Source organism: Mesorhizobium sp. C395A (assembly GCF_030323205.1).
GTDB lineage: Bacteria > Pseudomonadota > Alphaproteobacteria > Rhizobiales > Rhizobiaceae > Mesorhizobium.
In genome coordinates, this window is record NZ_CP100473.1 from 1,390,171 (window position 1) to 1,414,853 (window position 24,683).

General features: G+C 62.6%; 32 protein-coding genes. 14 read left to right on the forward strand and 18 right to left on the reverse strand.

Going from position 1 to position 24,683, the window contains the following annotated elements:
* Nucleotides 1-78: 78 nt before the first annotated feature.
* The 4 genes from NLY37_RS06870 to NLY37_RS06885 all read right to left on the reverse strand — a co-directional run bounded on the left by NLY37_RS06870 (nt 79) and on the right by NLY37_RS06885 (nt 2,748).
* Nucleotides 79-663, reverse strand: a complete 585-nt coding sequence (locus NLY37_RS06870) for a demethoxyubiquinone hydroxylase family protein (RefSeq protein WP_023743145.1) — start codon at nt 661-663, stop codon at nt 79-81.
* Between the two features lie 14 nt (nt 664-677).
* A complete protein-coding gene (locus NLY37_RS06875; RefSeq protein WP_023743144.1) occupies nt 678-1,292 on the reverse strand; it encodes a glutathione S-transferase family protein in 615 nt (204 codons plus the stop codon).
* A gap of 10 nt (nt 1,293-1,302) precedes the next feature.
* On the reverse strand, nt 1,303-2,514 hold the full coding sequence (locus NLY37_RS06880) for an NADP-dependent isocitrate dehydrogenase (protein ID WP_023669114.1): 1,212 nt from the start codon (nt 2,512-2,514) through the stop codon (nt 1,303-1,305).
* 81 nt (nt 2,515-2,595) lie between these two features.
* Nucleotides 2,596-2,748 carry a hypothetical protein gene (locus NLY37_RS06885; RefSeq protein WP_023756448.1) on the reverse strand — a complete coding sequence of 51 codons (153 nt, stop codon included), beginning with the start codon at nt 2,746-2,748 and terminating at the stop codon, nt 2,596-2,598.
* Here NLY37_RS06885 and NLY37_RS06890 point away from each other — a divergent pair.
* The 3 genes from NLY37_RS06890 (at nt 2,731) to murI (ending at nt 5,204) form a co-directional block, all read left to right on the forward strand.
* Nucleotides 2,731-3,579 (forward strand): RNA methyltransferase, encoded by an 849-nt coding sequence (locus NLY37_RS06890; protein WP_023743143.1) that lies wholly within the window; start codon nt 2,731-2,733, stop codon nt 3,577-3,579. The genes NLY37_RS06885 and NLY37_RS06890 overlap by 18 nt on opposite strands.
* 81 nt (nt 3,580-3,660) lie before the next feature.
* Nucleotides 3,661-4,269 carry a DUF805 domain-containing protein gene (locus NLY37_RS06895; protein ID WP_023743142.1) on the forward strand — a complete coding sequence of 203 codons (609 nt, stop codon included), beginning with the start codon at nt 3,661-3,663 and terminating at the stop codon, nt 4,267-4,269.
* A 146-nt stretch (nt 4,270-4,415) separates the two neighbouring features.
* On the forward strand, nt 4,416-5,204 hold the full coding sequence (gene murI, locus NLY37_RS06900) for a glutamate racemase (RefSeq protein WP_023697564.1): 789 nt from the start codon (nt 4,416-4,418) through the stop codon (nt 5,202-5,204).
* Nucleotides 5,205-5,287: 83 nt separating this feature from the next.
* Here the strand turns inward: murI and NLY37_RS06905 are convergent, their stop codons facing one another.
* The gene (locus NLY37_RS06905) at nt 5,288-6,670 is read right to left on the reverse strand and encodes an RNB domain-containing ribonuclease (protein WP_023743141.1); all 1,383 of its coding nucleotides are present in this window, start codon (nt 6,668-6,670) and stop codon (nt 5,288-5,290) included.
* Nucleotides 6,671-6,832: 162 nt separating this feature from the next.
* Here NLY37_RS06905 and NLY37_RS06910 point away from each other — a divergent pair, with 162 nt between their 5' ends.
* Nucleotides 6,833-7,021, forward strand: a complete 189-nt coding sequence (locus NLY37_RS06910) for a DUF3008 family protein (RefSeq protein WP_023743140.1) — start codon at nt 6,833-6,835, stop codon at nt 7,019-7,021.
* An 83-nt stretch (nt 7,022-7,104) separates the two neighbouring features.
* On the opposite strand, the gene NLY37_RS06915 is transcribed toward NLY37_RS06910, so the two are convergent.
* On the reverse strand, nt 7,105-7,305 hold the full coding sequence (locus NLY37_RS06915) for a hypothetical protein (RefSeq protein ID WP_023690200.1): 201 nt from the start codon (nt 7,303-7,305) through the stop codon (nt 7,105-7,107).
* 386 nt (nt 7,306-7,691) lie between these two features.
* On the opposite strand from NLY37_RS06915, the gene rpsD reads away from it, so the two are divergent.
* The 4 genes from rpsD (at nt 7,692) to NLY37_RS30920 (ending at nt 10,617) form a co-directional block, all read left to right on the forward strand.
* Nucleotides 7,692-8,309 (forward strand): 30S ribosomal protein S4, encoded by a 618-nt coding sequence (rpsD, locus tag NLY37_RS06920; protein WP_023669107.1) that lies wholly within the window; start codon nt 7,692-7,694, stop codon nt 8,307-8,309.
* 107 nt (nt 8,310-8,416) lie between these two features.
* The gene (ttcA, locus tag NLY37_RS06925; RefSeq protein ID WP_023743139.1) at nt 8,417-9,304 is read left to right on the forward strand and encodes a tRNA 2-thiocytidine(32) synthetase TtcA; all 888 of its coding nucleotides are present in this window, start codon (nt 8,417-8,419) and stop codon (nt 9,302-9,304) included.
* Nucleotides 9,294-10,121 (forward strand): inositol monophosphatase family protein, encoded by an 828-nt coding sequence (locus NLY37_RS06930; protein ID WP_023743138.1) that lies wholly within the window; start codon nt 9,294-9,296, stop codon nt 10,119-10,121. Before ttcA ends, NLY37_RS06930 begins: the two co-directional genes overlap by 11 nt.
* Nucleotides 10,122-10,206: 85 nt before the next feature.
* Nucleotides 10,207-10,617: a UCP034077 family protein gene (locus tag NLY37_RS30920; protein WP_023669104.1), complete on the forward strand. Its 411-nt coding sequence runs from the start codon at nt 10,207-10,209 to the stop codon at nt 10,615-10,617.
* A gap of 57 nt (nt 10,618-10,674) precedes the next feature.
* Here NLY37_RS30920 and NLY37_RS06940 read toward each other — a convergent pair whose 3' ends face one another.
* The gene (locus NLY37_RS06940) at nt 10,675-11,943 is read right to left on the reverse strand and encodes a multidrug effflux MFS transporter (RefSeq protein ID WP_023743137.1); all 1,269 of its coding nucleotides are present in this window, start codon (nt 11,941-11,943) and stop codon (nt 10,675-10,677) included.
* Nucleotides 11,944-12,061: 118 nt separating this feature from the next.
* Nucleotides 12,062-12,397: a Grx4 family monothiol glutaredoxin gene (grxD, locus tag NLY37_RS06945; protein WP_023669102.1), complete on the reverse strand. Its 336-nt coding sequence runs from the start codon at nt 12,395-12,397 to the stop codon at nt 12,062-12,064.
* A gap of 163 nt (nt 12,398-12,560) precedes the next feature.
* Here grxD and NLY37_RS06950 point away from each other — a divergent pair, with 163 nt between their 5' ends.
* Nucleotides 12,561-13,391, forward strand: a complete 831-nt coding sequence (locus tag NLY37_RS06950) for a phosphodiester glycosidase family protein (RefSeq protein WP_023743136.1) — start codon at nt 12,561-12,563, stop codon at nt 13,389-13,391.
* 12 nt (nt 13,392-13,403) lie between these two features.
* Here NLY37_RS06950 and NLY37_RS06955 read toward each other — a convergent pair whose 3' ends face one another.
* The 3 genes from NLY37_RS06955 to purL form a co-directional block, all read right to left on the reverse strand.
* Nucleotides 13,404-13,637: a BolA/IbaG family iron-sulfur metabolism protein gene (locus tag NLY37_RS06955; RefSeq protein WP_010909092.1), complete on the reverse strand. Its 234-nt coding sequence runs from the start codon at nt 13,635-13,637 to the stop codon at nt 13,404-13,406.
* A 99-nt stretch (nt 13,638-13,736) separates the two neighbouring features.
* Nucleotides 13,737-14,261: a hypothetical protein gene (locus NLY37_RS06960; RefSeq protein ID WP_023669100.1), complete on the reverse strand. Its 525-nt coding sequence runs from the start codon at nt 14,259-14,261 to the stop codon at nt 13,737-13,739.
* Nucleotides 14,258-16,489 carry a phosphoribosylformylglycinamidine synthase subunit PurL gene (purL, locus tag NLY37_RS06965; protein WP_023743135.1) on the reverse strand — a complete coding sequence of 744 codons (2,232 nt, stop codon included), beginning with the start codon at nt 16,487-16,489 and terminating at the stop codon, nt 14,258-14,260. The genes NLY37_RS06960 and purL overlap by 4 nt, the downstream gene beginning before the upstream one ends.
* A gap of 186 nt (nt 16,490-16,675) precedes the next feature.
* On the opposite strand from purL, the gene NLY37_RS06970 reads away from it, so the two are divergent.
* On the forward strand, nt 16,676-16,840 hold the full coding sequence (locus tag NLY37_RS06970; protein WP_023669098.1) for a hypothetical protein: 165 nt from the start codon (nt 16,676-16,678) through the stop codon (nt 16,838-16,840).
* 30 nt (nt 16,841-16,870) lie between these two features.
* Here NLY37_RS06970 and NLY37_RS06975 read toward each other — a convergent pair whose 3' ends face one another.
* Nucleotides 16,871-18,280, reverse strand: a complete 1,410-nt coding sequence (locus tag NLY37_RS06975) for an aminotransferase-like domain-containing protein (protein ID WP_023743134.1) — start codon at nt 18,278-18,280, stop codon at nt 16,871-16,873.
* 93 nt (nt 18,281-18,373) lie between these two features.
* Between NLY37_RS06975 and NLY37_RS06980 the strand changes: the two genes are divergently transcribed.
* Complete coding sequence (locus NLY37_RS06980) at nt 18,374-18,619, forward strand: DUF1127 domain-containing protein (RefSeq protein WP_023743133.1); 246 nt, start codon at nt 18,374-18,376, stop codon at nt 18,617-18,619.
* Between the two features lie 15 nt (nt 18,620-18,634).
* Here NLY37_RS06980 and NLY37_RS06985 read toward each other — a convergent pair whose 3' ends face one another.
* The 5 genes from NLY37_RS06985 to purC all read right to left on the reverse strand — a co-directional run bounded on the left by NLY37_RS06985 (nt 18,635) and on the right by purC (nt 21,531).
* Nucleotides 18,635-19,279: a Pr6Pr family membrane protein gene (locus NLY37_RS06985; RefSeq protein WP_023743132.1), complete on the reverse strand. Its 645-nt coding sequence runs from the start codon at nt 19,277-19,279 to the stop codon at nt 18,635-18,637.
* Nucleotides 19,280-19,283: 4 nt separating this feature from the next.
* Complete coding sequence (locus NLY37_RS06990) at nt 19,284-19,694, reverse strand: hypothetical protein (protein WP_023743131.1); 411 nt, start codon at nt 19,692-19,694, stop codon at nt 19,284-19,286.
* Nucleotides 19,695-19,735: 41 nt separating this feature from the next.
* On the reverse strand, nt 19,736-20,404 hold the full coding sequence (purQ, locus tag NLY37_RS06995; protein WP_023711489.1) for a phosphoribosylformylglycinamidine synthase subunit PurQ: 669 nt from the start codon (nt 20,402-20,404) through the stop codon (nt 19,736-19,738).
* A 1-nt stretch (nt 20,405) separates the two neighbouring features.
* Nucleotides 20,406-20,648, reverse strand: a complete 243-nt coding sequence (gene purS / locus NLY37_RS07000; RefSeq protein ID WP_023669092.1) for a phosphoribosylformylglycinamidine synthase subunit PurS — start codon at nt 20,646-20,648, stop codon at nt 20,406-20,408.
* 88 nt (nt 20,649-20,736) lie between these two features.
* A complete protein-coding gene (gene purC, locus NLY37_RS07005) occupies nt 20,737-21,531 on the reverse strand; it encodes a phosphoribosylaminoimidazolesuccinocarboxamide synthase (protein WP_013532127.1) in 795 nt (264 codons plus the stop codon).
* 275 nt (nt 21,532-21,806) lie between these two features.
* Between purC and NLY37_RS07010 the strand changes: the two genes are divergently transcribed.
* Nucleotides 21,807-22,127, forward strand: coding sequence for a DUF1476 domain-containing protein (locus NLY37_RS07010; RefSeq protein WP_023669091.1), 321 nt, complete (start codon nt 21,807-21,809; stop codon nt 22,125-22,127).
* Nucleotides 22,128-22,312: 185 nt separating this feature from the next.
* Nucleotides 22,313-23,086, forward strand: coding sequence for an HpcH/HpaI aldolase family protein (locus NLY37_RS07015; protein ID WP_023715987.1), 774 nt, complete (start codon nt 22,313-22,315; stop codon nt 23,084-23,086).
* Nucleotides 23,087-23,105: 19 nt separating this feature from the next.
* Here the strand turns inward: NLY37_RS07015 and NLY37_RS07020 are convergent, their stop codons facing one another.
* The gene (locus tag NLY37_RS07020; protein WP_023708637.1) at nt 23,106-23,660 is read right to left on the reverse strand and encodes an RBBP9/YdeN family alpha/beta hydrolase; all 555 of its coding nucleotides are present in this window, start codon (nt 23,658-23,660) and stop codon (nt 23,106-23,108) included.
* Nucleotides 23,661-23,854: 194 nt separating this feature from the next.
* Between NLY37_RS07020 and NLY37_RS07025 the strand changes: the two genes are divergently transcribed.
* Entirely contained in the window at nt 23,855-24,670 is an 816-nt protein-coding gene (locus NLY37_RS07025) for a VOC family protein (protein WP_023743130.1), read from the forward strand.
* Nucleotides 24,671-24,683: the final 13 nt, after the last annotated feature.

Sequence of the window (24,683 nt, forward strand, 5' to 3'; positions counted from 1 at the left end):
CTTTCCGGCCTTCGCCGCCGTGCTTGCCATTCTGTGGCTGATAGTGGCAAGCCGGCAATCAGCTCTTAGACGGTCCGTCTAGCTAGTTCTTTTCGCCGCCTTCAGGGCGCGCGTCATTCTGCTGGAATCGCCCCAGGTGGACAGCCAGATCAGCACGTCCGTGGCGATCGAAATCAGCGACCGTAAAAAGTTCAGCGCCGGGCCGGGCGATTTCAGCTGCTCTTCGGCGTGATGGAGATGGGCGAGCTCTTCCTCGCGGATCGCCAGGATGATGCCGTGCAAGTCGTGGTCGCGATTGGCGAGGAAAAACAGCTGATCGTCCAGATGGCGATGCACCGCCGCTTCAACCGCCGCCGTGCAGGCCCAGATGCCTTGCGGACCGAGCAGGGCGGTGACAAAACCCAGCACCCAGCCACCCCAGCTCCAGAACTGCATCACCCGGCACGGTCGCGACCGCCGCGCCGGCATGGCGGCGCGGAACGCAGCGCAATGCGTGCGCTCGTGCCCAAGCATCTCCGACAAGGATGGCACGCAATCCGGCCATAAGCGCCTGGCGACAAGAATCTGCGCCGAATAGATCCTGATCGCACCGAACTCACCGGCGTGGTTGACCCTGACAATTCTGGCGACGGTGAGCGCGTCCTGGCGAGATGGGTCAGCCATGGCCCGAACCCATATCAGCCCGCCGCCAGGCTCGGACGTTTTGCGATGCCCTCCCACCAGGCCTGGATGTCGGCGAACGCCGCAAGCAGCTTTTGCCCGTCGGCGACCTTGACGAAATAGGCGATGATGGATGCCGCATGCAGGTCGGCCAGCGTCAGCTGGTCCCCGAGCAGCCACGGCCCGGGAGGGTTGAGTGCGGTGAGCACCCGCAGCACCGTTTCCGCCTGGCGCAGCCCGTTAGCGACCAGTGCCTCGTCTGGCGCTTCCTTCTCAAGCCGCTCGACGGCGACGTCCCAGACCATCGATCTGTAGGCATAGGCGTCGAGCATGCCGATGATCTGGTTCATCGTTGCGCGGGTGCGGGCGTCTTTTGGCTGCAGTGCCGGGCCGTCGAACGCCTCGTCGACATAGCGGGCGATTGCGCTGGTTTCGAACAGGCGAAACCCGCCGTGCTCGAAGGCCGGAATGCGGCCGAAAGGGTGATGCTCGAAGTACCAGGCGGGAGTGCCCTCGGCGGCAAAGACATCGACCGGCACAAGGTCGTAGTCGATGCCTTTTTCCGCCAGCACGAGGCGGACCATGCGCACATAGACGCTGTAGTCCGCCCCGTAGACGACCGGCTTGGCCATGGCTGCCGGCTTACGCCATCGCCTTCTGCAAATTCTCGTCGATCTTGTCGAGGAAGCCGGTGGTCGACAGCCATGGTTGGTCGGGACCGATCAAGAGCGACAGGTCCTTGGTCATGAAGCCGCTCTCAACCGTCTGGATGCAGACCTTCTCCAGCGTGTCGGCAAATCGCTTCAACTCGGCATTATCGTCGAGCTTGGCGCGGTGGGCGAGGCCGCGCGTCCAGGCGAAGATCGAGGCGATCGAATTGGTCGAGGTTTCCTCGCCCTTCTGGTGCTGGCGATAGTGGCGCGTCACGGTGCCGTGCGCGGCCTCCGCTTCCACCGTCTTGCCGTCCGGCGTCATCAGCACGGAGGTCATCAGGCCAAGCGAGCCAAAACCTTGCGCCACCGTGTCGGACTGGACGTCGCCGTCATAATTCTTGCAGGCCCAGACATAGCCGCCAGACCATTTCAGGGCGGAGGCCACCATGTCGTCGATCAGCCGGTGCTCGTACCACAGCTTCTTCGCCTTGAACTCGGCCTCGAATTCAGCCTCGTAGACCTCCTGGAAAATGTCCTTGAAGCGGCCGTCGTAGGCTTTGAGGATGGTGTTCTTGGTCGAGAGATAAACCGGATAGTTGCGCAGCAGGCCGTAATTCAGCGAGGCGCGGGCGAATTCCCGGATGGAGTCGTCGAGATTGTACATCGCCATGGCAACGCCGGCGCCGGGTGCGTCGTACACGTCATGCTCGATCACCTTGCCGTCCTCGCCGACGAACTTGATGGTCAGCTTGCCCTTGCCGGGGAAGCGGAAATCGGTGGCGCGATACTGGTCGCCGAAAGCATGACGGCCGACGATGATCGGCTTGGTCCATCCCGGCACCAGACGCGGCACGTTCTTCATGATGATCGGTTCGCGGAAAATGGTGCCGCCGAGAATGTTACGGATGGTGCCGTTCGGCGACTTCCACATCTTCTTCAGCTTGAATTCCTCGACGCGCTGCTCGTCGGGCGTGATCGTCGCGCATTTCACGCCGACGCCCCATTTCTTGATGGCATTGGCCGAATCGATGGTCACCTGGTCGTTGGTGGCGTCGCGGTGCTCGACGCCGAGGTCGTAATATTCGAGCTTCAGGTCGAGATAAGGGTGGATCAGCTTGTCCTTGATGAACTGCCAGATGATGCGGGTCATCTCGTCGCCGTCGAGCTCGACGACCGGGTTCGCCACCTTGATCTTCGCCATGAAAAGAATGCCTCGCTTTTGGGGAACAAAACGGCCTCGCCCGCATGGCTTCGGCCGGGTATGCGGAGCGTATATCAAAGCCTATTTGGCCGCGCAAACGACCATCCGTGCAGAATGGGTCGTCTGTGCCGCGACCGGTGTTTGCAAAAGCTTCATTTTGCCGAGCGGATGTGGCAGGGAACGCTGAAATGCCGCAAACAGCAGTTCATTGAGATCATGTCCGCCGTCGATCATCCTGAAAACGCATCCGCCGCCGGGCCGGCGATCATCCTGGTCGAGCCGCAGCTCGGCGAGAATATCGGCATGGTCGCGCGCGCCATGGCCAATTTCGGCCTTGCCGAACTGAGACTGGTCAACCCGCGTGACGGCTGGCCGAGCGAGAAGGCGCGCGCCGCCGCCAGCCGCGCCGACCATGTCATCGATGCCGTAACAGTGTTCGGCGACCTGGCGTCCGCCGTCGCCGACCTCAACTTCGTCTTCGCCACCACCGCGCGCGAGCGCGACGGCTTCAAACCCGTGCGTGGTCCGGTCGAGGCGGGCAGGGCGCTCAGGGCGCGTCAGATAGCCGGCCTGCGCACCGGCATCTTGTTCGGCCGCGAGCGTTTTGGGCTCTACAATGACGAGGTCGGGCTGGCCGACGAGATCGTCACCTTCCCGGTCGATCCCGGCTTTTCGTCGCTCAACATCGCCCAGGCCGTGCTGTTGATGTCCTATGAATGGATGAAATCCGGCCTGAAGGACGAGACGGCGACCAATTTCTCCAGCCCTGAAATGAAGCCGGCAAGCAAGGAAGAGTTGCACGGGCTGTTTGCCTATCTCGAAGGCGCGCTCGAAGCGCGCGGTTATTTCCGCCCGGCGCCCAAGAAACCCAAGATGGTCGACAATCTGCGCGCCGTCTTGACGCGCGCCGGTTTCGCCGAGCCGGAACTGAAAGTGCTGCGTGGCATCATCTCGTCGCTCGACCGGTTTTCGCCGGCCATGCCGCGCGGTGACGGCTCGCCGGGAGACGATCCAAGGCGTTTGCCGGCCGCTGCGCGAAAACCCCAGGCAGACAAAGAAGATTAGAAATCGCTAAGCTTCGAACGGCTGAAGTAACCGAATTTTATTTGCCTCTCGTCCATTGTTGTCAAAACGGTGGGGTGGCAAATGTTCACGTCCAAAATCGGCCGTATGCGCTTCTTCTTCTATTCGCTCGGCGTAGCCCTGCTCGAGGCCGTTCTTGCCGTGCTGTGCATCGTTGGCACGATCGGCTTTGAGGGGCTGGTCAACTCGGCGCCCGGTCCATCGCGGCAAGGCATGGCAGGCGCGGTTCTGGTCGTTTCCCTCCTGGCTGTGGTCATGCGTGCCAACATCGCCTGGCGACGCAGCCGCGACGCCAACGGCAAAGCCTGGATCCTGTGGTCCTACGTCGTGTTCTGCGCCATCTACGCCTTTCTGCAGGCAGGCACGCTGCTGGTCATCGATTTCAACAATCCGGAAAGCACGTCCAGCGGTTTGAACCTGCTTGCGCTGTCGATCTTTGGCCTTTGGTGCACGATTCTGGTGGCTAAGCCGGTGGCGGGCATCAATATCGACGAACTGACATCGGTTTTCGATTTCGATGGCGATACGCCCATGCCTGCGGGATCCGGCCGGATGGCCAGCAGCACGGCACAGTCTTCTATGCGCAACGCCACACCGGCCACGCGCTCGGTGCCGTCCGCCCAGCCTCTGGGCCGTCCGCGGCCCGCCGGCTTCGGCAAGCGCGGGCTCTAGAGCAACCGAGGCAAGGTCGTCTTCGCCGGCTTTGCATGGAAGTTGCTAACATTCGCCACTTCAAGGCCATGATGGTTGCAGATAGAACGGCATTGGCCAATGACCGCCAAGCCTTCTGATCCAGCCTCTTTCATGGTCCGTTATCAATGAGCCACCGTCCGATCCTGATGTTCGATTCCGGCGTTGGAGGATTGACCGTGCTGCGCGAAGCGCGCGTGCTGATGCCTGACCGGCGCTTCGTCTACGTCGCCGATGACAAGGCCTTTCCCTACGGCGCCTGGGAAGAGCCGGCGCTGCAGGCCCATATAGTCGAGCTCTTCGCCAAGCTGCTCGACCGTTTTGATCCGGAAATTTCGGTCGTCGCCTGCAATACCGCTTCGACGCTGGTGATCGATGCGTTGCGGGAAAAATTCCCTGGCCATCCCTTTGTCGGCACCGTGCCGGCAATCAAGCCGGCGGCCGAGCGCACCCGGTCCGGGCTGGTCTCGGTGCTGGCGACGCCGGGCACGGTGAAGCGCCAGTACACGCGCGACCTGATCGGCAAATGGGCGCAGAAATGCCATGTGCGGCTGGTCGGCAGCAACAATCTCGCCGGACTGGCCGAGGCCTACATGCGCGAGGGCTTTGTCGACGAGGAGGCCGTGCGTGCCGAGATCGCACCGTGTTTCGTCCAGCATGACGATTTGCGCACGGACATCGTCGTGCTCGCCTGCACGCACTATCCGTTCCTGGCCAATCGCATGCGCAAGACCGCGCCCTGGCCGGTCGACTGGATCGACCCGGCCGAGGCGATTGCGCGGCGCGCTCTGTCGCTGCTTCCGGCTGTCGACGGGCCATTGCCGCAAAGCGAGCCCGACATCGCCGTCTTTACCTCGGGAAAGGCGGACTTCGCCATCGGCCGGCTGATGCAGGGTTTTGGATTGAGCGCGCGCTAATGCATGTCGCCCAAAAGTGCGCAGCGGTTTTGGGACAACGACATGCATAAAACGAAAAAACTAAAGCGCGTCGCCGACGCGCTTTAGGCAGGCTCGAAGACAATGACGCGCCGATCCGGATCGGCCGAAACAAGCCTTAGCGTCAGGCCATCGCCCTGCCTGAACCCTGAGGCCTTCACATTCGCAACGACAGGCATGTCCGAGAGCTGAACGCGCACACGCTGATCACCGACGTCGGTGACGACGGCCTTGAATGTTTCACCCATGCGCCCCCTCAGCATCACCGCCTCGGCAAGGTCGATGGCCGCGTGGTTGATCTGCGAGGCGCGGGCGCCTGCGCGGCCCATCACCTTCGGCAGTCTGGAAAACGCCTCGGTAACGGCTTGCGGCACCGGCTGGCCGTTGGCGATGGCTAGCACGCAGCGCACGACGTAGCGATCGGCCAGCCGCCTCAGGGGCGCGGTGGCGTGGGCATAGGTCGCGGCCATCGCCTCGTGCCAGGGGACAACGCCTTCTTCATAGGGTTGGTAGGACGCACCGGAGCCGGCGCGGCGGATTTCCAGCATCAGCGCTGCCTGTTGCATGTTGGTCGGATCGAGGGTTCGCTGATAGTCGGACAGGCTGGTCGAAGGAGGCCAGGACAGGCCTAAGGCCCGTGCCGCGCTGCGCAGTCTTTGTACTTTGGAAGCATCGGGCGGCGCCATCACCCGGAACAAGCCGGTCCGGTGTGCCAGCATGGCGTCGGCAATCGCCATGTTGGCGGCCAGCGAAAGTGCTGCGTTGTCTTGCTCGGATTGCAGCAGCGGTCTGAACGCAAGCTGGAACGTGCCATCGGCAAGCTGTTCCACCTCCTGCTCGGGCGGGTCGACGCGCGAAGCGCCGCGACGGTCTTCGGCCGCCGCCATGCGCCGCGCGATTTCGGCGAAGCCGACTGGGACGTCGGCGGCCTGCACGCTGTCATAGGCGAGCTTGGCGCGGCTTTGAATGATTGCCCGCTCCGCGCCATCCAGCCTTACCGCTCCGTCGTCGGCGATCCGGACCGTGAAGATGACAGCCGGACGCGGACCGCCGGGCAGCAAGCTCGCGGCGCCCTCGGCAATGACCCGGGGATAGAGCCCGGCCTTGCCGTCCGGCAAATACAGGGTTTCGCCCCGCGCCCAGGCTTCGCGATCCACCGCGTCGCCGTCCGCGACGAACCAGGCTACGTCGGCAATCGCATAGTGCAACAGAAGGTCGCTACCGCTCGCTTCGATCGAAAACGCTTGGTCAAGATCGGTGGAAGTCGCGGGATCGAGCGTCACGAAGGGCATCGCCGTGCGGTCGGCATGCTGGTCGGGCACGCGCCTGGCCGCCGTCTGTGCCATGGCCATTACATCAGGGGGAAATCCCTCCGGCACATGGAACTCGGTGCGGATTTTCGCGAGGCCGGTGGCGAGTGCCTGCGAGGGATCGTTCAACGATTTCATGGCGCCGTCCTACACCGGCGTTGCGGGCACGGGAAGGTGGTTTTGCCGGCAGTGCCGGCCGACCATGGGCAGGCATGAGCGCGGAACGGAAGTTGACCGCCAGCGCTGGAACCGTCGCCGGAGCGCAACGTTTCTTCCCCTGGCAGCAAAGGAGGAGCCGATATGCCTGCAACCTCAAAAGCACAGCAAAAGGCCGCTGGCGCAGCCCTGTCGGCCAAGCGCGGCGAGACCAGGAAGAGCGAACTTCAAGGCGCGTCGAAGTCGATGTACAATTCGATGAGCGGAAAACAGCTCGAGGAATTCGCAGAGACCAAGCGCAAAGGCCTGCCGGAGAAGAAATCGGCAGACTGAAACCTTGAACCGAGTCGATAAACAAAGCCCGTGGCCGAAACCACGGGCTTCTTCGGTTCAGGCCAAGCCCGAAACCCCTGACGTCACCAGCAGCGCTTCACCTTGTAGCGGATGACCTTCTTGTGGCCATGCCGCCAGATGACCTTCTTCTTCACCACGACATGGCAGGTCTGACGATGCTTGTGGCCCTGCCAATGCTTGGCCATCGCTGGCTCGGGCACGGCGATCGACATCGTCCCGGCCAGGACGGCTGCACCGACCAACGAGAGGAAAAACTTCTTCATGCGACTTCGGGCTCCTTTGGCTCCAGTCCCTTCCTAAATGCCGTCGGCGCAACAACCTCCCGCCGCATCCGGCACGGCACTCAACGCCAAAGACGTGATATGGTTGCCGGGCCCAGCGCCAGCGACGCGCTTGACTCTGCTCAAATCTCCGTTTAACGAGCGCACCAACACCGGGCCGCAATGCCCGGTTGTTTCTTTTGCATGGCAAGCCCGGGAAAGCAGGTTTATCGTTTCCTGGGTTTTGTCTAGACTGACGTGTCCCGTGGGTTTTCCGCCGCGTTGCGTGGGAAAACCCTGTCAGGCCTCGAAAACGGAGGCCAGAGGAGGGCGCGTTTCCTTCACCCGGACCATGAGGCTCCGGGTGGTTTGTTTTGAAAGGGAATGCGATGAGCAAGCGCGAATCCGCGAAGTACAAGATCGACCGCCGTCTCGGCGAAAACATCTGGGGCCGCCCGAAGTCCCCGGTCAACAAGCGTGAATACGGCCCCGGCCAGCACGGCCAGCGCCGCAAGGGCAAGCTTTCCGATTTCGGCCTGCAGCTGCGCGCCAAGCAGAAGCTGAAGGGTCACTATGGTGATGTCTCCGAAAAGCAGTTCCGCAAGGTCTATGAAGAGGCTGATCGCCGCAAGGGCGACACCTCCGAGAACCTGATCGGCCTGCTCGAGTCGCGTCTCGACGCGGTCGTCTACCGCTCCAAGTTCGTGCCGACCATTTTCGCGGCTCGCCAGTTCGTCAACCACGGCCACGTCAACGTCAACGGCAAGCGCGTCAACATCGGCTCGTACCGTTGCAAGCCGGGCGACGTCGTCGAAGTGCGCGAAAAGTCGAAGCAGCTGGTCATCGTGCTGGAAGCGGTCGGCCTCGCCGAGCGCGACGTGCCGGACTATATCGAAGTCGATCACAACAAGATGGTCGCGACCTTCTCGCGCATCCCCGGCCTGGCCGACGTTCCGTTCGCCGTGCAGATGGAGCCGAACTTGGTCGTCGAATTCTATTCGCGCTGATCGATCGCTTTTCTGCGATACCGGAAAGGGCCGCCCGTCGAGGCGGCCTTTTCTTTGTCGGCCATGTCCGCTAATCCGGCACTCTCGGCTATGGAAAGCGACAAGCCATGAACATGCTGGCAGACATCGAAACAGTTGAACCGATTGCTGAAGGCGGCTTCCATCCGCTGTTTGCCGACGTGCCGTCTTCCGTCGAGTTCAACAAACTGCGCAAGCGGCTGTTGCGGTTGACCCGTCAGGCGGTCGATGATTTCGCCATGGCGAGGCCCGGCGACCGCTGGCTGGTGGCCTTGTCCGGCGGCAAGGATTCCTACGGGCTGCTGGCCGTGCTGCTCGATCTCAAATGGCGCGGGCTGCTGCCGGTCGAGCTGCTGGCCTGCAATCTCGACCAGGGCCAGCCGAATTTCCCGAAGCACATTTTGCCCGATTACCTCGATGCGCATGGCATTGCCCATCGCATCGAGTATCAGGACACCTATTCGGTGGTCACCGACAAGCTGCCTCAGGGCAGCACCTATTGTTCGCTGTGCTCGCGGCTGCGGCGCGGCCATCTCTATCGCATCGCGCGCGAGGAGGGCTGTTCGGCGCTGGTGCTCGGCCACCACCGCGAGGACATTCTCGAAACCTTCTTCATGAATCTGTTCCATGGCGGCCGCCTTGCCGCCATGCCGCCAAAGCTGCTCAACGACGACGGCGACGTCATGGTGCTGCGGCCGCTGAGCTACTGCGCCGAGGTCGATCTGGAGAAATTCGCCGCCGCGATGAAATTCCCGATCATTCCCTGCGATCTCTGCGGCAGCCAGGAAGGCCTGCAGCGCAACGCCACGAAGGCGATGCTGGACGATATGGAAAAGCGCATGCCGGGCCGCAAGGACACGATGCTGCGCGCGCTGTCCAACACCAGGCCCTCGCATCTGCTCGACAGAAAGCTGTTCGATTTTGCCGCCCTCAATGGCAGCCTCAGCACAGGACAAGACATTTCCGATGATATTTGACGACCAAGCGATCGACTGGCTGGCGGAGCTTCTCGCCGATGCAGCCAAGGCCGAAATCATGCCACGCTTTCGCCGGCTGGGCGAGGGCGACATCAGACAGAAGACCTCGGCTGCCGACCTGGTGACCGAGGCCGACATCAACGCCGAGCGGCTGATCACGGCCAGGCTGCGCGAGCGCTATCCCACGGCGATGATCGTCGGCGAGGAAGCCTGTTCCGACAATCCGGCGCTGCTTCAGGGGCTCGGCGATGCCGACCTCGCCTTCGTCGTCGACCCGGTCGACGACACCTTCAACTTCGCCTCCGGCGTGCCGCTGTTCGGCGTCATGCTGAGCGTCGTCGTCAAGGGCGAAACCGTCGCCGGTATCATCCATGACCCCGTAGGCCGGGACTGGCTGATCGGCGCCAAGGGCGCCGGCAGCCATATCCGCCATGCGCATGGCGCGCTGGAGACGGTGCATGTCGCCGATGCCGTGCCGATCTCGCAGATGACCGGCTCCGTCTCCTGGCAATATCTGGCGGAACCGCAACGCTCGCTCCTGGCGCGCAACCAGACCAAGACCCTGTCGCAGTTCGGCTATCGCTGCGCGGCACATGAATACCGTCTTCTGGCCAGCGGCCATGCCCATTTCGTCGTCTACAACAAACTGATGCCGTGGGACCATCTGGTCGGTGTGCTGATCCACGCCGAGGCCGGCGGCTACACCGCGCGGATCGACGGCAGCGCCTATCTGCCCTCGCATGTCGACGGCGGCATTCTTGTCGCCCCGGACAAGGAAAGCTGGCAGGAGTTGCGCAGGGAACTCTGGGCGCAATAATCGGTCCAACTGCTGGTAGAGGCTTTCGTCAAGTATATTGGCTCTGTTATAGTGTCCAATCTCTCGCGAAGTCGGAAGCTGCGAAATGAAACATCGGTCCGCAATTGTTGCAACAGCGCTTGCACTTGCCTTGGCCGCCGCTGGCGCCACTGAGGCAAGATCGCAGGAACGGGCGTGCGGCAGTCGCGATCCCGTCGATACCATAGACGAGATGTTTTCCGCGATCTTTGCCTGTTGGCAGCCGCCGCCTGGAAGTGCTGGCATGACCCTGACGCTGAGTTTCTCAATTCGCAAAAACGGCACGCTGATGGGCAAACCGCGCGCCACTTTCTCCCATATGGGAGATGATGCCTCGCTCAACCGGGTCTTTGTGTCATCCGTGCTCGAAGCTCTCGACAAGGCTCTGCCGATGCCTCTTTCGGACAGCATGGGTGGCGCCATCGCAGGGCGCCCGCTGTTCCCTCGTTTCACGGCAGTGATTGGCGGCGCATCCTGAAACGCGTCGCATAAAGGTGGATGCGGTTTTGAGACCAACAATCTCAAGGCGCGTCGCTCAATGCAGGTCGGTGACGTGCCCTGAAATGGGTGGGTTGTGCGGCTGGAACATCTTGCCGCGCTCGGCGATCAGGATCATCAGCAGGGCCGCAACCGAGACGCTGCAGAACCCTGCGGCCAGCGGTGTCACCGTGCCATTGAAGGCCTGGCCGATCTGCGCGCCGATGATGGCGCCGAGAAAGGTCTGCATGAAGCCCAGAATGGATGCGGCGGTGCCGGCGAGCTCGCCGAGCGGCTCCATCGCGAGCGCGTTGAAATTCGCGCCGAGCCCGCCGAAAGGCAGCATCGCAGAGGCAAAGAAGGTGATGAACAGCCAGAGCGGCATGTTCATTTCGAGCGAGACGACCAGCCAGGCAAGGCTGATGCACAGGAACAGAAGCAGCGCGCCTTGCGACAGCCGGCGCATGCCGACCCGTCCGACCAGCCGCGAGTTGAGGTAGTTCGAGAAGGCCAGCACGCCCGCAACGCCGGCGAAGATGACCGGGAATAGCTCGCCGACGTGGAAGATGTCGATATAGATCTGCTGCGCGGAGATGATGAAGCCGAACATGGCGGCGAAGATGAAGGTGCTGGCGAAAGCATAGCAGAGCGTGAGGCGGTTTGTGAGCACGATGCGGAAGCCGTCGATCACCGAAGAGACAGTCAACGGCCGGCGATGTTCGGGATGAAGAGTCTCCGGCAGGCGCAGCAGCGACCACGCCGACACGATCAGCGCCCCGACCGCCATGGTGACGAAGATCCAGTGCCAGGTTGCGAACAGCATGATGACCTGGCCGATCCCGGGCGCGATCACCGGGATGGCCATGAACACCATGAAGATCAGCGACATCACCTCGGCCATGCGCCTGCCGTCGAACGTATCGCGCACGATCGAGACGGCGATGACGCGTGTGGCGGCAGCACCGATACCTTGCACAAGCCGGCACAGCAACAGGATGGCGAAGGACGGGGCGATGGCCGCGGCCGCAGCCGCCACGACATAGATCGCCAGCCCGGCGACCAATGGCGCGCGGCGCCCGAACCGGTCCGAAATCGGCCCGAAGAAAAGCTGTCCGCCGCCGAAGCCGAGCATATAGGCGGTGATCACATATTGGCGGTGGTTTTCATTTTCGACGCCGAGCGTGGCGCCGATTTGCTGCAGTGCCGGCAGCATGATGTCGATGGCCAGCGAGTTCAACGCCATCAGTGCCGCGCACAGCGCGATGAATTCCCAGCGCGGAATAGGCAATTTGCGTGCCTGTTGCGGCGCTTTTGCTGGCTGGTCCACGGCGGGTCCGATCTTCAAAACGAATATGCGCCGGCATGCCGGCGCATAAGTTCGTCCTCACTCCGATAGGGGGAGGTAACATTTTGCCGGGGCGGGGCTGCCCCGTCTCAACTCAGAATCAGGCTGTCGCTTTGACGCTGACGCCCTTGTCGACGAGCAACGTCTGCAACTCGCCCGCCTGGAACATTTCGCGGATGATGTCGCAGCCGCCAACGAATTCGCCCTTGACGTAGAGCTGGGGGATCGTCGGCCAGTTCGAATATTCCTTGATGCCCTGGCGCAGTTCGGCCGAGGTCAGCACGTCGACGCCCTTATAGTCGGCGCCGATGTAATCGAGGATCTGGACGACCTGGCCGGAAAAGCCGCACTGCGGAAAACCGGGCGTGCCCTTCATGAAAAGGACGACGTCGTTGCCCTTCACTTCGCTGTCGATGTAGTCGTTGATGCCGCTCATGAGATATCCTTTCACGCCTGTGGGAGTCAGGCTCGAAGCATAGCCATCAAATAAACCCATAGATGGGCCGAAACAAGATGTTTGCGCCGCCGTCGCGGAAATGGCGCAAAGGATCGCCTGTCTTGGGCCAAGCATCCGAGCCGATTGCAACCTTCGGAACATGATGAAAAGACGATATGGTGCCGCCCTTCCGATCGCCATCCTGCTGGCGGCGATTGCCGTTGTCTGGTGGCCGAGACGCCCGGAGCCGCCGCCGCTGGTCATTGGCGGTGACCTGCCCGCGCCTTGCCGGAATGTCGCCTTCGAGGCGGTGACCTATGTCGTCTGCGAGACCGATCTTCGCGCCGACAGCATCGGTGTTTTCCACGCCGGCGCCGATGGCAAGCCTTTTGGTTCGCTCGAAGCCTTCGACAAGGCGGTTGCGGGCGAGGGGAGGCCGGTGCAGCTCGCCATGAATGGCGGCATGTATCACGAGGATTTGTCGCCGGTCGGCCTGCTGGTCGAGAACGGCAGCGAAAAGTCACGGCTCAATCTTGCCGACGGCGAAGGCAATTTCTTCCTGAAACCGAACGGCGTCTTTCTGGTGGGCAATGACGGCAAGGCGGCTGTCATGGAAAGCAACGCCTATGCCGTCGCCAAACCCGATGTCGCCTTCGCCACGCAGTCGGGCCCGATGCTGGTGATCGACGGCCAGATTCATCCACGCTTCGAGCGGAACGGAACCTCGCGCTACATCCGCAACGGTGTCGGCGTGCGCGATGAAAACACCGTTGTGCTGGTGATCTCGCGGTCTGAGGTCAGTTTCGGCAGCTTTGCGCGGCTGTTTCGCGACGCGCTACAATGCCGCAACGCGCTGTTCCTCGACGGCGCGGTCTCCGCGCTGTCGGATGGGAAAAGAATGATCGTCGGCGGAAAATACCCGGCGGGCCCGATCATCTCAGTGTCGGCGAAGCCGATCACGTCAGTGTCGGCGAAGCAGCCGCAGAAACAGTAGGCCAGTCTGGCTTCAGTCCGGCACGCTGGTCTGCAGGGCCAGCGCGTGCAGCACGCCGCCCATATTGCCCTTCAGCGCATCATAGACCATTTGGTGCTGCTGGACGCGGCTCTTTCCGCGGAAGCTTTCGGCCACCACTTCGGCTGCATAGTGATCGCCGTCACCGGCGAGGTCGCGGATCGTCACCTTGGCGTCCGGAATGCCGTCCTTGATCAGTTTTTCGATGTCGTGGGCATCCATTGCCATGGCAAAATCCTGTTCTGGGCGGCTAGGCACGAGTGACTCGGACGGCAGCCTAAAGCCTTTCTGGTCCGGGTTGAAGCCGTTCTGTCGGCGACGCAGTGTCTAAGGGCCATCCTGCCGCGGGTGAACCACACCATCTTCGGTAATGTCGTCGCGGGTCGAGAACCCCCGGCCAAGGCTGAACACCAGGACATAGAGCGGGATGTTGAGCGCCAGGTTGATAATCGGGAGATAGCTGGTCATCTGCCACAAGGGCGAAAAGAATGGTTGGCCATAGCCGTCGCAGATCAGCGATGACCCGTATTCCCACAGCGCGCCGGTAATGACCGCAATGGCAAAGAGCTTGATGCAGGTGGCGACATGCCTTGCGCGCGCCGGGTTCGGCAAAAGGCGGCTCCACAGCACCAGGCAGACGATGGGGATCGCATAGATCAGACTTTGCAAGGCCAGCATCTGCAGTGTGCCATTGGCCGCCTCAATGAACTGGTCACGCCTTTCCAGCAGCGGACAGACCTCGCTCGAGGTCGTCGACAGCAGGAAAAAGACGAACGGCCCGAGGAACCAGAAGAAGAACAGCGACGGCCAGAAGACGACTGCGATCAGCGTCCGGGCTGCCAGGCTGGTCAAATGGACTTGTCCATGAAGTTCGGGAACCAGCCTTCGTGGGCGGCGGTCAATTCGCTGACCGGGATCGCCCTGGCATCGCCGAGCTTCAGTTCGTTTCCACCGGTCGAGCCGATCCATGGCGCAAAGATGCCGAGCTTGCTCTGTTCCTCGCGGATGGCGTCCCATTCCTTGCTCTGCGGATCGACGGACAGCGTCAGCAGGTAGCGGCCCTGGTCTTCGCCGAACCAGACCGGGATCGGGTCGGTGCCGGCGAGCCCCGGAATGGTGGCGCCGATGCCGGACGCCATCGCCATTTCGGCCAGGGCTATCGCCAAGCCGCCATCGGAAAGGTCATGCGCCGCGGTCACGACGCCCGACGCGATCAGCGCGCGCACATGGTCGCCGACGCGCTTTTCATGCGCGAGGTCGACGGATGGCGGCGGCCCGTCGGTGCGGCCATGGATGTCCCTGAAATAGGCGGACTGGCCGAGATGGCTGCCCCAGCTTGCGGGCGCGCCGACCAGCAGGATCATCTGGCCCTCGGCGGCAAAGCCGATACGGGTCATCTTCGACCAGTCGGCAATCAGCCCGACGCCGCCGATGGTCGGCGTCGGCAGGATGCCCTGGCCGTTGGTTTCATTGTAGAGCGAGACATTGCCCGACACGATCGGGAAGCCGAGCGCGCGGCAGGCATCGCCAATGCCTTTCACCGCGCCGACCAGTTGGCCCATGATCTCAGGCCGTTCCGGATTGCCGAAATTGAGGTTGTCCGTCGCCGCCAGCGGCAGCGCGCCGGTGGCGGTAAGGTTGCGCCAGCATTCGGCCACAGCCTGCTTGCCGCCTTCATACGGGTCGGCCTCGCAATAGCGCGGCGTCACGTCGGAGGAGAAGGCGAGCGCCTTGGTCGGATGGCCTTCGACGCGCACAACGCCGGCGTCGCCGCCCGGAAGCTGCAGCGAATTGCCCTGGATCAGCGTGTCGTACTGCTCCCACACCCACCGGCGCGACGACAGGTCCGGCCCGCCGAGCAGTTTCAACAGCGCATCGGCGACATCGGCCTTCGGAGCATCGCCGGCGGCAAGCGCCGCAGGCTTCTTCGGCTCGACCCAGGGGCGGTCATATTCCGGCGCCTTGTCGCCAAGGTCCTTGATCGGCAGGTTGGCGACCTCGTCACCCTGGTGAATGACGCGGAAGCGCAGATCGTCGGTGGTCTTGCCGACAATGGCGAAGTCGAGGCCCCATTTGTGGAAGATCGCCTCGGCTTCCTTTTCCTTCTCGGGGCGCAGCACCATCAGCATGCGCTCCTGGCTCTCCGACAGCATCATCTCATAGGCGCTCATGCGCTCTTCGCGCACCGGCACCTGGTCGAGGTGAAGCTCGATGCCGAGGTCGCCCTTGGCACCCATCTCGACCGCCGAACAGGTGAGGCCGGCCGCACCCATGTCCTGGATGGCGATGACGGCGCCGGACGCCATCAGCTCAAGGCAGGCTTCGAGCAGGCATTTTTCGGTGAAGGGATCGCCGACCTGCACGGTCGGGCGCTTCTCGTCGATCTTGTCGTCGAACTCGGCCGAGGCCATCGTGGCGCCGCCGACGCCGTCGCGGCCGGTCTTGGCGCCGAGATAGACGACCGGCAGGCCGACGCCCTTGGCTTCCGACAGGAAGATCGCATCGGTCTTGGCAAGGCCCGCGGCAAAGGCGTTGACCAGGATGTTGCCATTGTAGCGGGCGTCGAAATTGACCTCGCCGCCGACCGTCGGCACGCCGAACGCATTGCCGTAGCCGCCGACGCCGGAAACCACGCCGCTGACAAGGTGCCTGGTCTTGGGATGGTCCGGTGCGCCGAAGCGCAGCGCATTCATCGCCGCAATCGGCCGCGCGCCCATGGTGAAGACATCGCGCAATATGCCGCCGACGCCGGTCGCCGCACCCTGGTAAGGCTCGATGTAGGAGGGATGGTTGTGGCTCTCCATCTTGAAGACGACGCAGTCGCCGTCGCCGATGTCGACCACGCCGGCATTCTCGCCCGGACCCTGGATGACCTGCGGCCCTGTGGTCGGCAGCGTGCGCAACCATTTCTTCGAGGATTTGTAAGAGCAGTGCTCATTCCACATCGCCGAGAAGATGCCGAGTTCGGTAAAGCTCGGTTCGCGCCCGACCAGGTCGAGGATGCGCTGGTATTCGTCGGGCTTCAGCCCATGCGCGGCGATGAGTTCCGGGGTGATCGGCACGGAATTGGAAATGGTCATGGGCGGCGATTGATGTCCATGGGAGAGGGGAATTTGAGTCCCTCATATCGCAAGCTTTGGCGTGATACACCCCATCGGATGACGAAAAACGCCGGAAAACACAAGGCGACGATGGTAGCGGGGCGCCGTTGGGGAACGCTATGGCATCCCGGCCGTTAGGCCTCAAACCAATCAGGAGATTTCAACATGGCCACCAAGCAAGGCAAGAAAGACAATCGCCTCTCCGACAAGGAGGCCATGCATATTGCCGAGACCACCGACGTTTCGCCCAAGCAGGCCAAGGACCTGGCCGAGAAGCACGGCAAGGACAAGGGCGCGAAGGAAGCCAAAAACTTCAAGGCAGAGGGCTGAACCTGAAGATCGGGATACAGGAGGACCGAGTCAGGACGAACTGTCGTAGCCGGCGCGGCCTTCCTCCAGCAGCCGCCGGATCACCGCGACGCCGCCGGTGATGTCCTCGCGCCGCCTTGGCTGCGAGACACCGAAACGCACGCCGTGAAAAACCTGCTCGGAACGCCCCGCCTTGAACTCGTCCTCGTCGTCGAGGAGCACGCCATTTTCGAGGCATGCGCTCCTGAACGTGCCGGACAGCCAGGGATCGGGCAGCGTCAGCCAGACGAAGGGCACGCTGCCGTGTGACTTGAAGGCGAAACCGGCCAGTGTCTCGCGCACGATGGCGATCCGGGTGGCAATTTCGGCAATGCTGCGTTTGCGGATATCGCCAGCCTGCCCTGACAGCACCAGCCGCGCATTCACCTCCGCCAGCAGGAACGGCATCCCGCCGGTCATCATCTTGTGGGCGACGCGGATGCGATGGCGATAGGCGGGCGGGCAGGAGAGCCAGCCGCCGCGAACACCTGCCGCGACCGATTTCGACAGACCGCCGGCGACAATGGTGCGCTCGGGCGCATATTCGGCAATGAGCGGCGTCGGATCTTCGGTCAGGCCGCCATAGAGATCGTCCTCGATGACGATGACATTGTACGCGCGCGCGACCCGGGCGATCGCCTCGCGGCGCGAAACCGACAGGATCGCCAGGGTCGGGTTCTGCACCGTCGGCATCAGGAAGATCATCTTCGGGTGCTTTTGCGCGCAGACGCGTTCGAAATCCTCGGGATCGAGGCCTTCCACGTCCGATGCGACAAGTGCAATGCGCCGCCCGATCAGCCCGGCGCTGCGGGCGATCTGCGAATAGGTGAGGTGCTCGAAGGCGACATAGTCGCCCGGTGTGGTCAGTGCCGCAATCGCCGCCATCACCGCGGCATGTGTGCCAAGCGTGGGAACGATGGTGTCGGCTGCCGGACGGAACGAATTGCGCGACAGCCAGCGGGCGCCGGCCTCGAACCAGCGCTCCGGAAAATCCCTGGTGTAGCTCGAAATCTCGTGCGGGTGATCCTGCACCGTGCGAAGCAACATGTCGGCGACAATGGCGCCCTGGCCGATGTCGGGCGCGGCAGTGCTGTCAAAACGCAGCTTGCCGGGCGGCGCATCGACATAGCGCGTGCCTTGCACGGCAGGCTCGGCGAATTCGGGTGACGCTTCCGATTGCTGCGGCAGCACATAGGTCCCGCGACCGACTTCGCCGCTCACCAGGCCGCGCTCGCGCAGCAGCTGATAGGCTCGGCCGATCGTGCCGACCGTCGTGCCGATATCATAGGCGAGATCGCGCTGCGGCGGCAATTTTGCCCCGGCATCGATGACGCCCTTGTCGATGTCCGACTCGATGCTGTCGGCAAGGCGCTGGTAAAGCGGGCCGGAACCGATGGTGAGGTCAGGGAGCCAATTTGTCATGGTGACAATTCTGTATATTGCACCAGATCGGGTGTCAATGCATATCTGAACCGTACCAAGATGGGTACAATTTGCAAGGTTGGCAGAAAGACAATGGATACAATCGAGACAATCCGCTGCGCGGGCATTGAATTGGTCGGGCCGCGCCCGTCCAGCCGGCGAGGCTTTGTCGGCCGGATCGTGCATGTGGTCAGATCGCTGGCGCGATGGATCGACGTGCTGATCGAGCGCCGTCGCGGCCGCCTGGCCTTGCTGGAAATGACCGACGAGCAGCTCAGGGATATCGGTGTTTCGCGTGGCGACGCCTACCGTGAAGGGATCCGACGGCTCTGGGACTGACCCGGAGCCGGTTCGTCAACGACGGGTGCGCGGAGCCCTGACGCGTGAGACGCCCTTATCGGCAAGCACGGCGAGGATGCACAGCACCAGGAAAACACCGGTGACGGCCAGCGCCGCAAGGGCGACGTTGGCCGCGCCGTTTTTCGCAACGTCGAGGAACGGGTAGGGCACTTCGCCTGCGATCGGTGCGCGCGCCAGCGCATAGGCGAGATAGGCGATCGGATAGGCCATCCACCACGAAATGTCGCTCCAGCGTGTCCTGCCGTCAGCGCCTGCAACAAGCCACCACAGCACGAACAGCACCGGCGTCACATAGTGCAGCAGCACGTCACAGAGCAGGAACAGCCCCTGCGGCTGCCAGAGCTGCGCTAGAACTGTCGCGTAGACGATGAAGACCAGGGCGATGGAAGCCGCCACGCCCGCCCGCATCCGCGGCCCGGCAAAGGCCGGCAGCCAGGCGTAGCCCGAAGGCGACAGCAGCGAGACATGGACCAGCACTGCACCGATGTTGGTCAGGATGGTGAAGAAGCTGAACAGAAAGACGATGGAGCCGAGAAAACTGCGGCCGGCTTCCATCGATGCCGGGATGGTGATGCACGCTTGCAGGACAAGCCCGGCCAGACCGATGATCAATCCCGCAAACTGCAGGAAGCGGCCCATGGCGTCAGGCGGCCGCGTTGCAGGAGGGGTTGCCCGTTTGCCAGCGCGCAATGTCGGATCCGATGCGCGCGCCGAGCGGATCGTCCATCAGCGGACCGAACACGTCGACGCGGCTGGAATTGCCTTGCGCCTGGACGACCAGCAGCGGCTTGCCGCCATAATGCTTGGCCGGCACCAGCAGGAAGCGGGGCGTGCCGCTGAACGAATTCAGCTCATTGGCCATCTGATAGGATTTGAAGGCGGGATCCTTGCTGGCGATCCAGCATTTGTGGGCCGATATCGCCACCTGTTCCATGACCAGCAGCGAAGCGCTCTTGCCCGTGGCGACCGGCGCGCTCTTCGGGCTGGACTGGCAGGACGCCAACGCCAAGCCGGCAGCAGCCAGGAGACCTAGGCGAACAGTCGTCAGTCTCATGGTCAACCGCCCCCGCGTTTTTAAAGGAATTCGAAGAGATATCAGGCGGCGATGCCGAGCGCGCCTTCGAACAGGGCGCGGCCGTCGCTTCCGCCATGCGCTGCCTCGATCAGGTTTTCGGGATGCGGCATCAGGCCGAGCACATTGCCCTTCTCGCTGACGATACCGGCAATGTCGTTCATCGAGCCATTGGGATTGCTGCCCTCGGCATAGCGAAACACCACCTGTCCTTCGCCTTCGAGACGGGCAAGCGTGTCGGCGTCGGCGAAATAATTGCCGTCGTGATGCGCCACCGGCGTGCGGATGATCTGACCCGGCTGGTAGCGGCGGGTGAACATGGTGTTGGCGTTGGCGATTTCGAGCTTCACCTCCCGGCAGACGAATTTCAGCGAGGCATTGCGCATCAGCGCGCCGGGCAAAAGGCCAGCCTCGACCAGGATCTGGAAGCCGTTGCAGACGCCGATGACCATGACGCCCTTGGCCGCCTTTTCCGCCACCGCCCGCATGACCGGCATGCGCGCCGCAATGGCGCCGCAACGCAGATAGTCGCCGAACGAGAAGCCGCCGGGAATGGCGATCAGGTCCACATCAGGGATTTCGGTGTCGGTCTGCCAGACGGTCGCCGGCGCCTGCCCGGAAATCTTGGTCAGCGCCGCAATCATGTCGCGGTCGCGGTTGAGGCCGGGGAGAAGAACGACAGCTGATTTCATATCAAGCGATCTCCACCGCGTAATTCTCGATCACCGTGTTCGCCAGTAGCTTGTCGCACATGGCTTTCAGATCGGCTTCGGCCTTGGCCTTGTCGGTCTCTGAAAGTTCGAGGTCGAAGACCTTGCCTTGCCGCACCTGGCCGACGCCGCCGAACCCCAGTCCGGACAGAGCGTGCTCTATGGCTTTTCCCTGCGGGTCGAGCACGCCGTTCTTGAGGGTGACGGTGATACGGGCCTTGATCATGCTGGACAGGTTCCTGTTCGAAGACTTAGCAATTCCAGGAAAAGTCTGAAGCGGTTTTTCGTCCGGAATTGCGTCAAGAAATGAAGACTTAGTGCGGCTTGCCTTTGAGTCCATCGGTCGAGGCGACGAGCACCGGGCCGGTCGGGCGCGGCGGCTCGTTCTCGTTCATGATGCCAAGGCGGCGGGCAACTTCCTGATAGGCTTCGACGAGGCCGCCCATATCGCGGCGGAAACGGTCCTTGTCGAGCTTGTCCTGCGTTGCCACGTCCCACAGCCGGCACGAATCCGGCGAGATCTCGTCGGCAACGACGATGCGCATCATGTCGCCCTCGAACAGGCGGCCGCATTCGATCTTGAAATCCACGAGTTGGATGCCGACACCCATGAACAGGCCGGAGAGGAAGTCGTTGACGCGGATGGCCAGCGCCATGACGTCGTCGATCTCCTGCGGGCTTGCCCAGCCGAAAGCGGTGATGTGTTCTTCCGACACCATCGGATCGTCGAGCGCATCGGCCTTGTAATAGAATTCGATGATCGAGCGCGGCAGAACGGTGCCTTCCTCGATGCCGAGGCGCTTGGACAGCGAGCCGGCGGCCACATTGCGCACCACCACTTCGAGCGGAATGATCTCGACTTCCTTGATCAGCTGCTCGCGCATGTTGAGCCGGCGGATGAAGTGGGTCGGAATGCCCATGCGGTTCAGATGGTTGAAGATGTACTCCGAAATGCGGTTGTTGAGCACACCCTTGCCGTCGATGACCTCATGTTTCTTCTTATTGAATGCGGTCGCATCATCCTTGAAGAACTGGATGAGTGTGCCCGGTTCCGGTCCCTCATAGAGGATCTTGGCCTTGCCTTCATAAATGCGGCGGCGATTTTTCATCTCATTTTTCTCTGGATTTGCGGGCAGGCGGCAAGCGACCAGTTCCTGTCCGTCTGCCTAAATTGGTGCGGCGACGGGTGGGGTTCAATGCCGGGTCTATCCCAATCACAGCGTTTGCTCAATCGGCAAATCCTTCCCATCTACCGCTTTCAGGAATGAAATGCCGCAGCGCAGCAAGTGATGTAGCATATTGACCGGCCCGCGCCCTTTTGGTTTGTGCTGCGGCAGCACACATATCCATCGCCAACGCGAATCGAATTCATCGGAGGGAAGCCATGAGCAGCATGAAAGACCGCGAAGAGGGTTTTGAGCGCAAATTCGCCTTCGACGAAGAACTTCGCTTCAAGGCTTCGGCACGCCGCAACAAGGCGCTTGGCCTGTGGGCAGCCGAAAAGCTGGGCAAGTCCGGCACTGACGCCGACGCCTATGCCAAGGAAGTTGTGGTTTCCGACATCGAGGAAGCCGGCGATCACGACGTATTCCGCAAGATCCGCAAGGATTTCGACGCCGCCGGCGTCGACCAGTCGGATCACCAGATCCGCCGCACCATGGACGAACTGATGGCGCAGGCGATCGAGCAGATCAAGAACACCTGACCGGACCGAAGCAGGTTCCGCAAAAGTGTCCTGCGTTTTGCGACAGAACCTGCGACAAACCTGGAATGACTGGACCAATCGACCGCCCGGCTCAGCCGGGCGGTTTTTCTTTGCCTTTTCAGCCTTTTCCGGCTGAAACTGTGCGTAGGCCTGTTACAAGGCTCTACCCAACGAGGAAAGCACCCATGTCCCTGAAGTCACGCCTGGCGGCGGATGAAACGCTGTTCACCGCCTGGTCCGGCGTTCCGGACGCTTTGACGGTCGAAATCATCGCCAAGCAGGGTTTTGACGCCGTCACCCTCGATATGCAGCATGGCGGACACCACGAAGACTCGGTCTTGCGCGGCCTGGTGCCGGTGCTGGCCGCCAACAAGCCGGCGCTGGTGCGCATTCCGGTCGGCCGCTTCGACATGGCCAGCCGCGCCCTCGATTTCGGTGCCGAGGCGGTGATTGCACCGATGGTGAATTCGGTGGCCGATGCAAAACTCTTTGCCGCAGCGATGAAATATCCGCCGATGGGCGAGCGCTCCTGGGGCCCGACCTATGCCTTTCCGCGCCACGGCAAGGGCGACCATGCTGAATGGCTGCGCGACACCAATCAACGCACCATGGCCTTCGCCATGGTCGAAACCCGCGCCGCGCTCGATGCGCTGGACGGCATTCTCGACACGCCGGGCATTGACGGCATCTTCCTCGGTCCATCGGATTTCTCGATCGCCTGGTCGAACGGCGCCACAGTCAATTCGACGCTGGAAAGCATGATGGAAACCGTCGCCTCGATCGCCGAGCGGACGCGCAAGGCGGGCAAGCATGCGGCGATCTACGTCGTTGAGCCGGCGATTGCCGGCCGCGTCGTGGCGATGGGCTACCGGCTGCTGGCCATGGGCTCGGACCATGCGCTGATTTCGCTCGGCGCAAAGACACTTATCAAAAGCATGAACGATTCGATAAAGGGCTGAGGCGTGGTGCCTTGCCCGGTCAGGCCTTGAGGTCGGTCAGGAACTTGGCGAAGGTCATCGACCCTTCCGGCCACGGGCCGAAGCCGGCATCCTCATTGAGGTGACCGGTTTCGCCGGCATCGATGAACAGCGAGCCCCAGGCGGCGGCAATGTCCTCGGCAACCTCGAAGGCGCAGAACGGATCGTTGCGGCTGGCGATGACGATGGACGGGAAGGGCAGCGGTTCGCGCGCATAGGGACCAAAGGTCATCAGGTGACGCGGCCTTATCTCCGGGTTGGCGACGTCGGGCGGCGCGACAAAAAACGCGCCGGCGACCGGCTTCCTGAACTGCGGAATGGCCTGCACCGCGGCCGCCACGCCCAGGGAATGGGCAACGATCACCACCGGCCGCTCGGCCTCGTTGACAGCGTTCGCCACGCTCGCCGTCCAGTCCTCGCGCACCGGCTTCGACCACTCCGCCTGCTCGACCCGGCGCGCCGTCGACAGTTTCGACTGCCAGCGTGTCTGCCAGTGTTCGGGGCCGGAATTGGTGTAGCCCGGCACGATCAGAATATCTGCGTCTTTGACTTTCATGGCGCTGAGATAGCGAGCGGCCGTGTCTCGTGCAACCCGCGCTGACGCATGCGGTGCATCACAATCGTGAACAACCTGTTCGATTCTTTCCATCTTGTGTGAACGATCAGGATCGACGATTTGAGGCAGGAAGAGATGGACAACAGAATAGACTGGTGGCGCGGCCTGGGATAATGCGCTGAACGGAGAGTTTTATGAGCGAACTGCCTTTTGCCGCGACGACCCCCGTCAGCGTGTCACGCGTGGGCCTGAAGGCGCGCGACGCCGAAGGACTTGCCGATTACTACCGGGCTGTTGTCGGCCTGCAGGAATTGAGCCGCGCCGATGGCGCCATCACGCTGGGCGCTGCCGAGCGCCAGCTGCTGGTCATCGAGCCTGACGCAGCGGCCAAGCCCGACGATCCGCGCAGCGCCGGCCTTTTCCACACCGCTTTCCTTCTGCCCAGCCGCGCCGATCTCGGCCGTTGGATAAACCATGCCGCCGCCAACAAGATCCGCATCGAGGGCGCCTCCGACCATCTGGTCAGCGAGGCTTTGTACCTGACCGACCCCGAAGGCAACGGCATTGAAGTCTATAGGGACCGTCTGCCGCAGGAGTGGAAGTGGAACGGCGACAAGATCGCCATGGCGACCGAGCGGCTGAATCTGGCCGCCGTGGTTGGCAGCGTGCCGGCCGGTGACGCCGGCTGGCAGGGCGCGCCGCAAAACAGCATTATCGGCCATGTCCATCTGCGCGTCGGCCGGCCGGAAGATGCCGAGGCCTGGTGGCACGACGAATTTGGCTTCGACACGGTCGCTAAGTATGGAGGGCAGGCGGTGTTCCTGTCGTCGGGAGGCTACCACCATCATATCGGTGGCAATTCGTGGCACAGCGCCGGCGCCGGGCGCCGCGATCCGTCCCGCTCAGGGCTGGCCTGGGTCGAGATGCGCTCGGACAAGACAACCGCTGACATCACACGGGAAGATCCGTGGGGCACGGTGATCCGCACCGTACCAGGCGCCCCAGGCTGAGCGTCTGCTCGGT

Excerpts from the sequence above, each read along its gene's own strand:
- NLY37_RS06870 (WP_023743145.1), bottom strand. The coding sequence starts at position 663 with ATGGCTGACCCATCTCGCCAGGACGCGCTCACCGTCGCCAGAATTGTC.
- NLY37_RS06875 (WP_023743144.1), bottom strand. The coding sequence starts at position 1,292 with ATGGCCAAGCCGGTCGTCTACGGGGCGGACTACAGCGTCTATGTGCGC.
- NLY37_RS06880 (WP_023669114.1), bottom strand. The coding sequence starts at position 2,514 with ATGGCGAAGATCAAGGTGGCGAACCCGGTCGTCGAGCTCGACGGCGAC.
- NLY37_RS06890 (WP_023743143.1), top strand. The coding sequence starts at position 2,731 with ATGTCCGCCGTCGATCATCCTGAAAACGCATCCGCCGCCGGGCCGGCG.
- NLY37_RS06885 (WP_023756448.1), bottom strand. The coding sequence starts at position 2,748 with ATGATCGACGGCGGACATGATCTCAATGAACTGCTGTTTGCGGCATTT.
- NLY37_RS06895 (WP_023743142.1), top strand. The coding sequence starts at position 3,661 with ATGTTCACGTCCAAAATCGGCCGTATGCGCTTCTTCTTCTATTCGCTC.
- murI (WP_023697564.1), top strand. The coding sequence starts at position 4,416 with ATGAGCCACCGTCCGATCCTGATGTTCGATTCCGGCGTTGGAGGATTG.
- NLY37_RS06905 (WP_023743141.1), bottom strand. The coding sequence starts at position 6,670 with ATGAAATCGTTGAACGATCCCTCGCAGGCACTCGCCACCGGCCTCGCG.
- NLY37_RS06910 (WP_023743140.1), top strand. The coding sequence starts at position 6,833 with ATGCCTGCAACCTCAAAAGCACAGCAAAAGGCCGCTGGCGCAGCCCTG.
- NLY37_RS06915 (WP_023690200.1), bottom strand. The coding sequence starts at position 7,305 with ATGAAGAAGTTTTTCCTCTCGTTGGTCGGTGCAGCCGTCCTGGCCGGG.
- rpsD (WP_023669107.1), top strand. The coding sequence starts at position 7,692 with ATGAGCAAGCGCGAATCCGCGAAGTACAAGATCGACCGCCGTCTCGGC.
- ttcA (WP_023743139.1), top strand. The coding sequence starts at position 8,417 with ATGAACATGCTGGCAGACATCGAAACAGTTGAACCGATTGCTGAAGGC.
- NLY37_RS06930 (WP_023743138.1), top strand. The coding sequence starts at position 9,294 with ATGATATTTGACGACCAAGCGATCGACTGGCTGGCGGAGCTTCTCGCC.
- NLY37_RS30920 (WP_023669104.1), top strand. The coding sequence starts at position 10,207 with ATGAAACATCGGTCCGCAATTGTTGCAACAGCGCTTGCACTTGCCTTG.
- grxD (WP_023669102.1), bottom strand. The coding sequence starts at position 12,397 with ATGAGCGGCATCAACGACTACATCGACAGCGAAGTGAAGGGCAACGAC.
- NLY37_RS06950 (WP_023743136.1), top strand. The coding sequence starts at position 12,561 with ATGAAAAGACGATATGGTGCCGCCCTTCCGATCGCCATCCTGCTGGCG.
- NLY37_RS06955 (WP_010909092.1), bottom strand. The coding sequence starts at position 13,637 with ATGGCAATGGATGCCCACGACATCGAAAAACTGATCAAGGACGGCATT.
- purL (WP_023743135.1), bottom strand. The coding sequence starts at position 16,489 with ATGACCATTTCCAATTCCGTGCCGATCACCCCGGAACTCATCGCCGCG.
- NLY37_RS06970 (WP_023669098.1), top strand. The coding sequence starts at position 16,676 with ATGGCCACCAAGCAAGGCAAGAAAGACAATCGCCTCTCCGACAAGGAG.
- NLY37_RS06975 (WP_023743134.1), bottom strand. The coding sequence starts at position 18,280 with ATGACAAATTGGCTCCCTGACCTCACCATCGGTTCCGGCCCGCTTTAC.
- NLY37_RS06980 (WP_023743133.1), top strand. The coding sequence starts at position 18,374 with ATGGATACAATCGAGACAATCCGCTGCGCGGGCATTGAATTGGTCGGG.
- NLY37_RS06985 (WP_023743132.1), bottom strand. The coding sequence starts at position 19,279 with ATGGGCCGCTTCCTGCAGTTTGCGGGATTGATCATCGGTCTGGCCGGG.
- NLY37_RS06990 (WP_023743131.1), bottom strand. The coding sequence starts at position 19,694 with ATGAGACTGACGACTGTTCGCCTAGGTCTCCTGGCTGCTGCCGGCTTG.
- purQ (WP_023711489.1), bottom strand. The coding sequence starts at position 20,404 with ATGAAATCAGCTGTCGTTCTTCTCCCCGGCCTCAACCGCGACCGCGAC.
- purS (WP_023669092.1), bottom strand. The coding sequence starts at position 20,648 with ATGATCAAGGCCCGTATCACCGTCACCCTCAAGAACGGCGTGCTCGAC.
- purC (WP_013532127.1), bottom strand. The coding sequence starts at position 21,531 with ATGAAAAATCGCCGCCGCATTTATGAAGGCAAGGCCAAGATCCTCTAT.
- NLY37_RS07010 (WP_023669091.1), top strand. The coding sequence starts at position 21,807 with ATGAGCAGCATGAAAGACCGCGAAGAGGGTTTTGAGCGCAAATTCGCC.
- NLY37_RS07015 (WP_023715987.1), top strand. The coding sequence starts at position 22,313 with ATGTCCCTGAAGTCACGCCTGGCGGCGGATGAAACGCTGTTCACCGCC.
- NLY37_RS07020 (WP_023708637.1), bottom strand. The coding sequence starts at position 23,660 with ATGAAAGTCAAAGACGCAGATATTCTGATCGTGCCGGGCTACACCAAT.
- NLY37_RS07025 (WP_023743130.1), top strand. The coding sequence starts at position 23,855 with ATGAGCGAACTGCCTTTTGCCGCGACGACCCCCGTCAGCGTGTCACGC.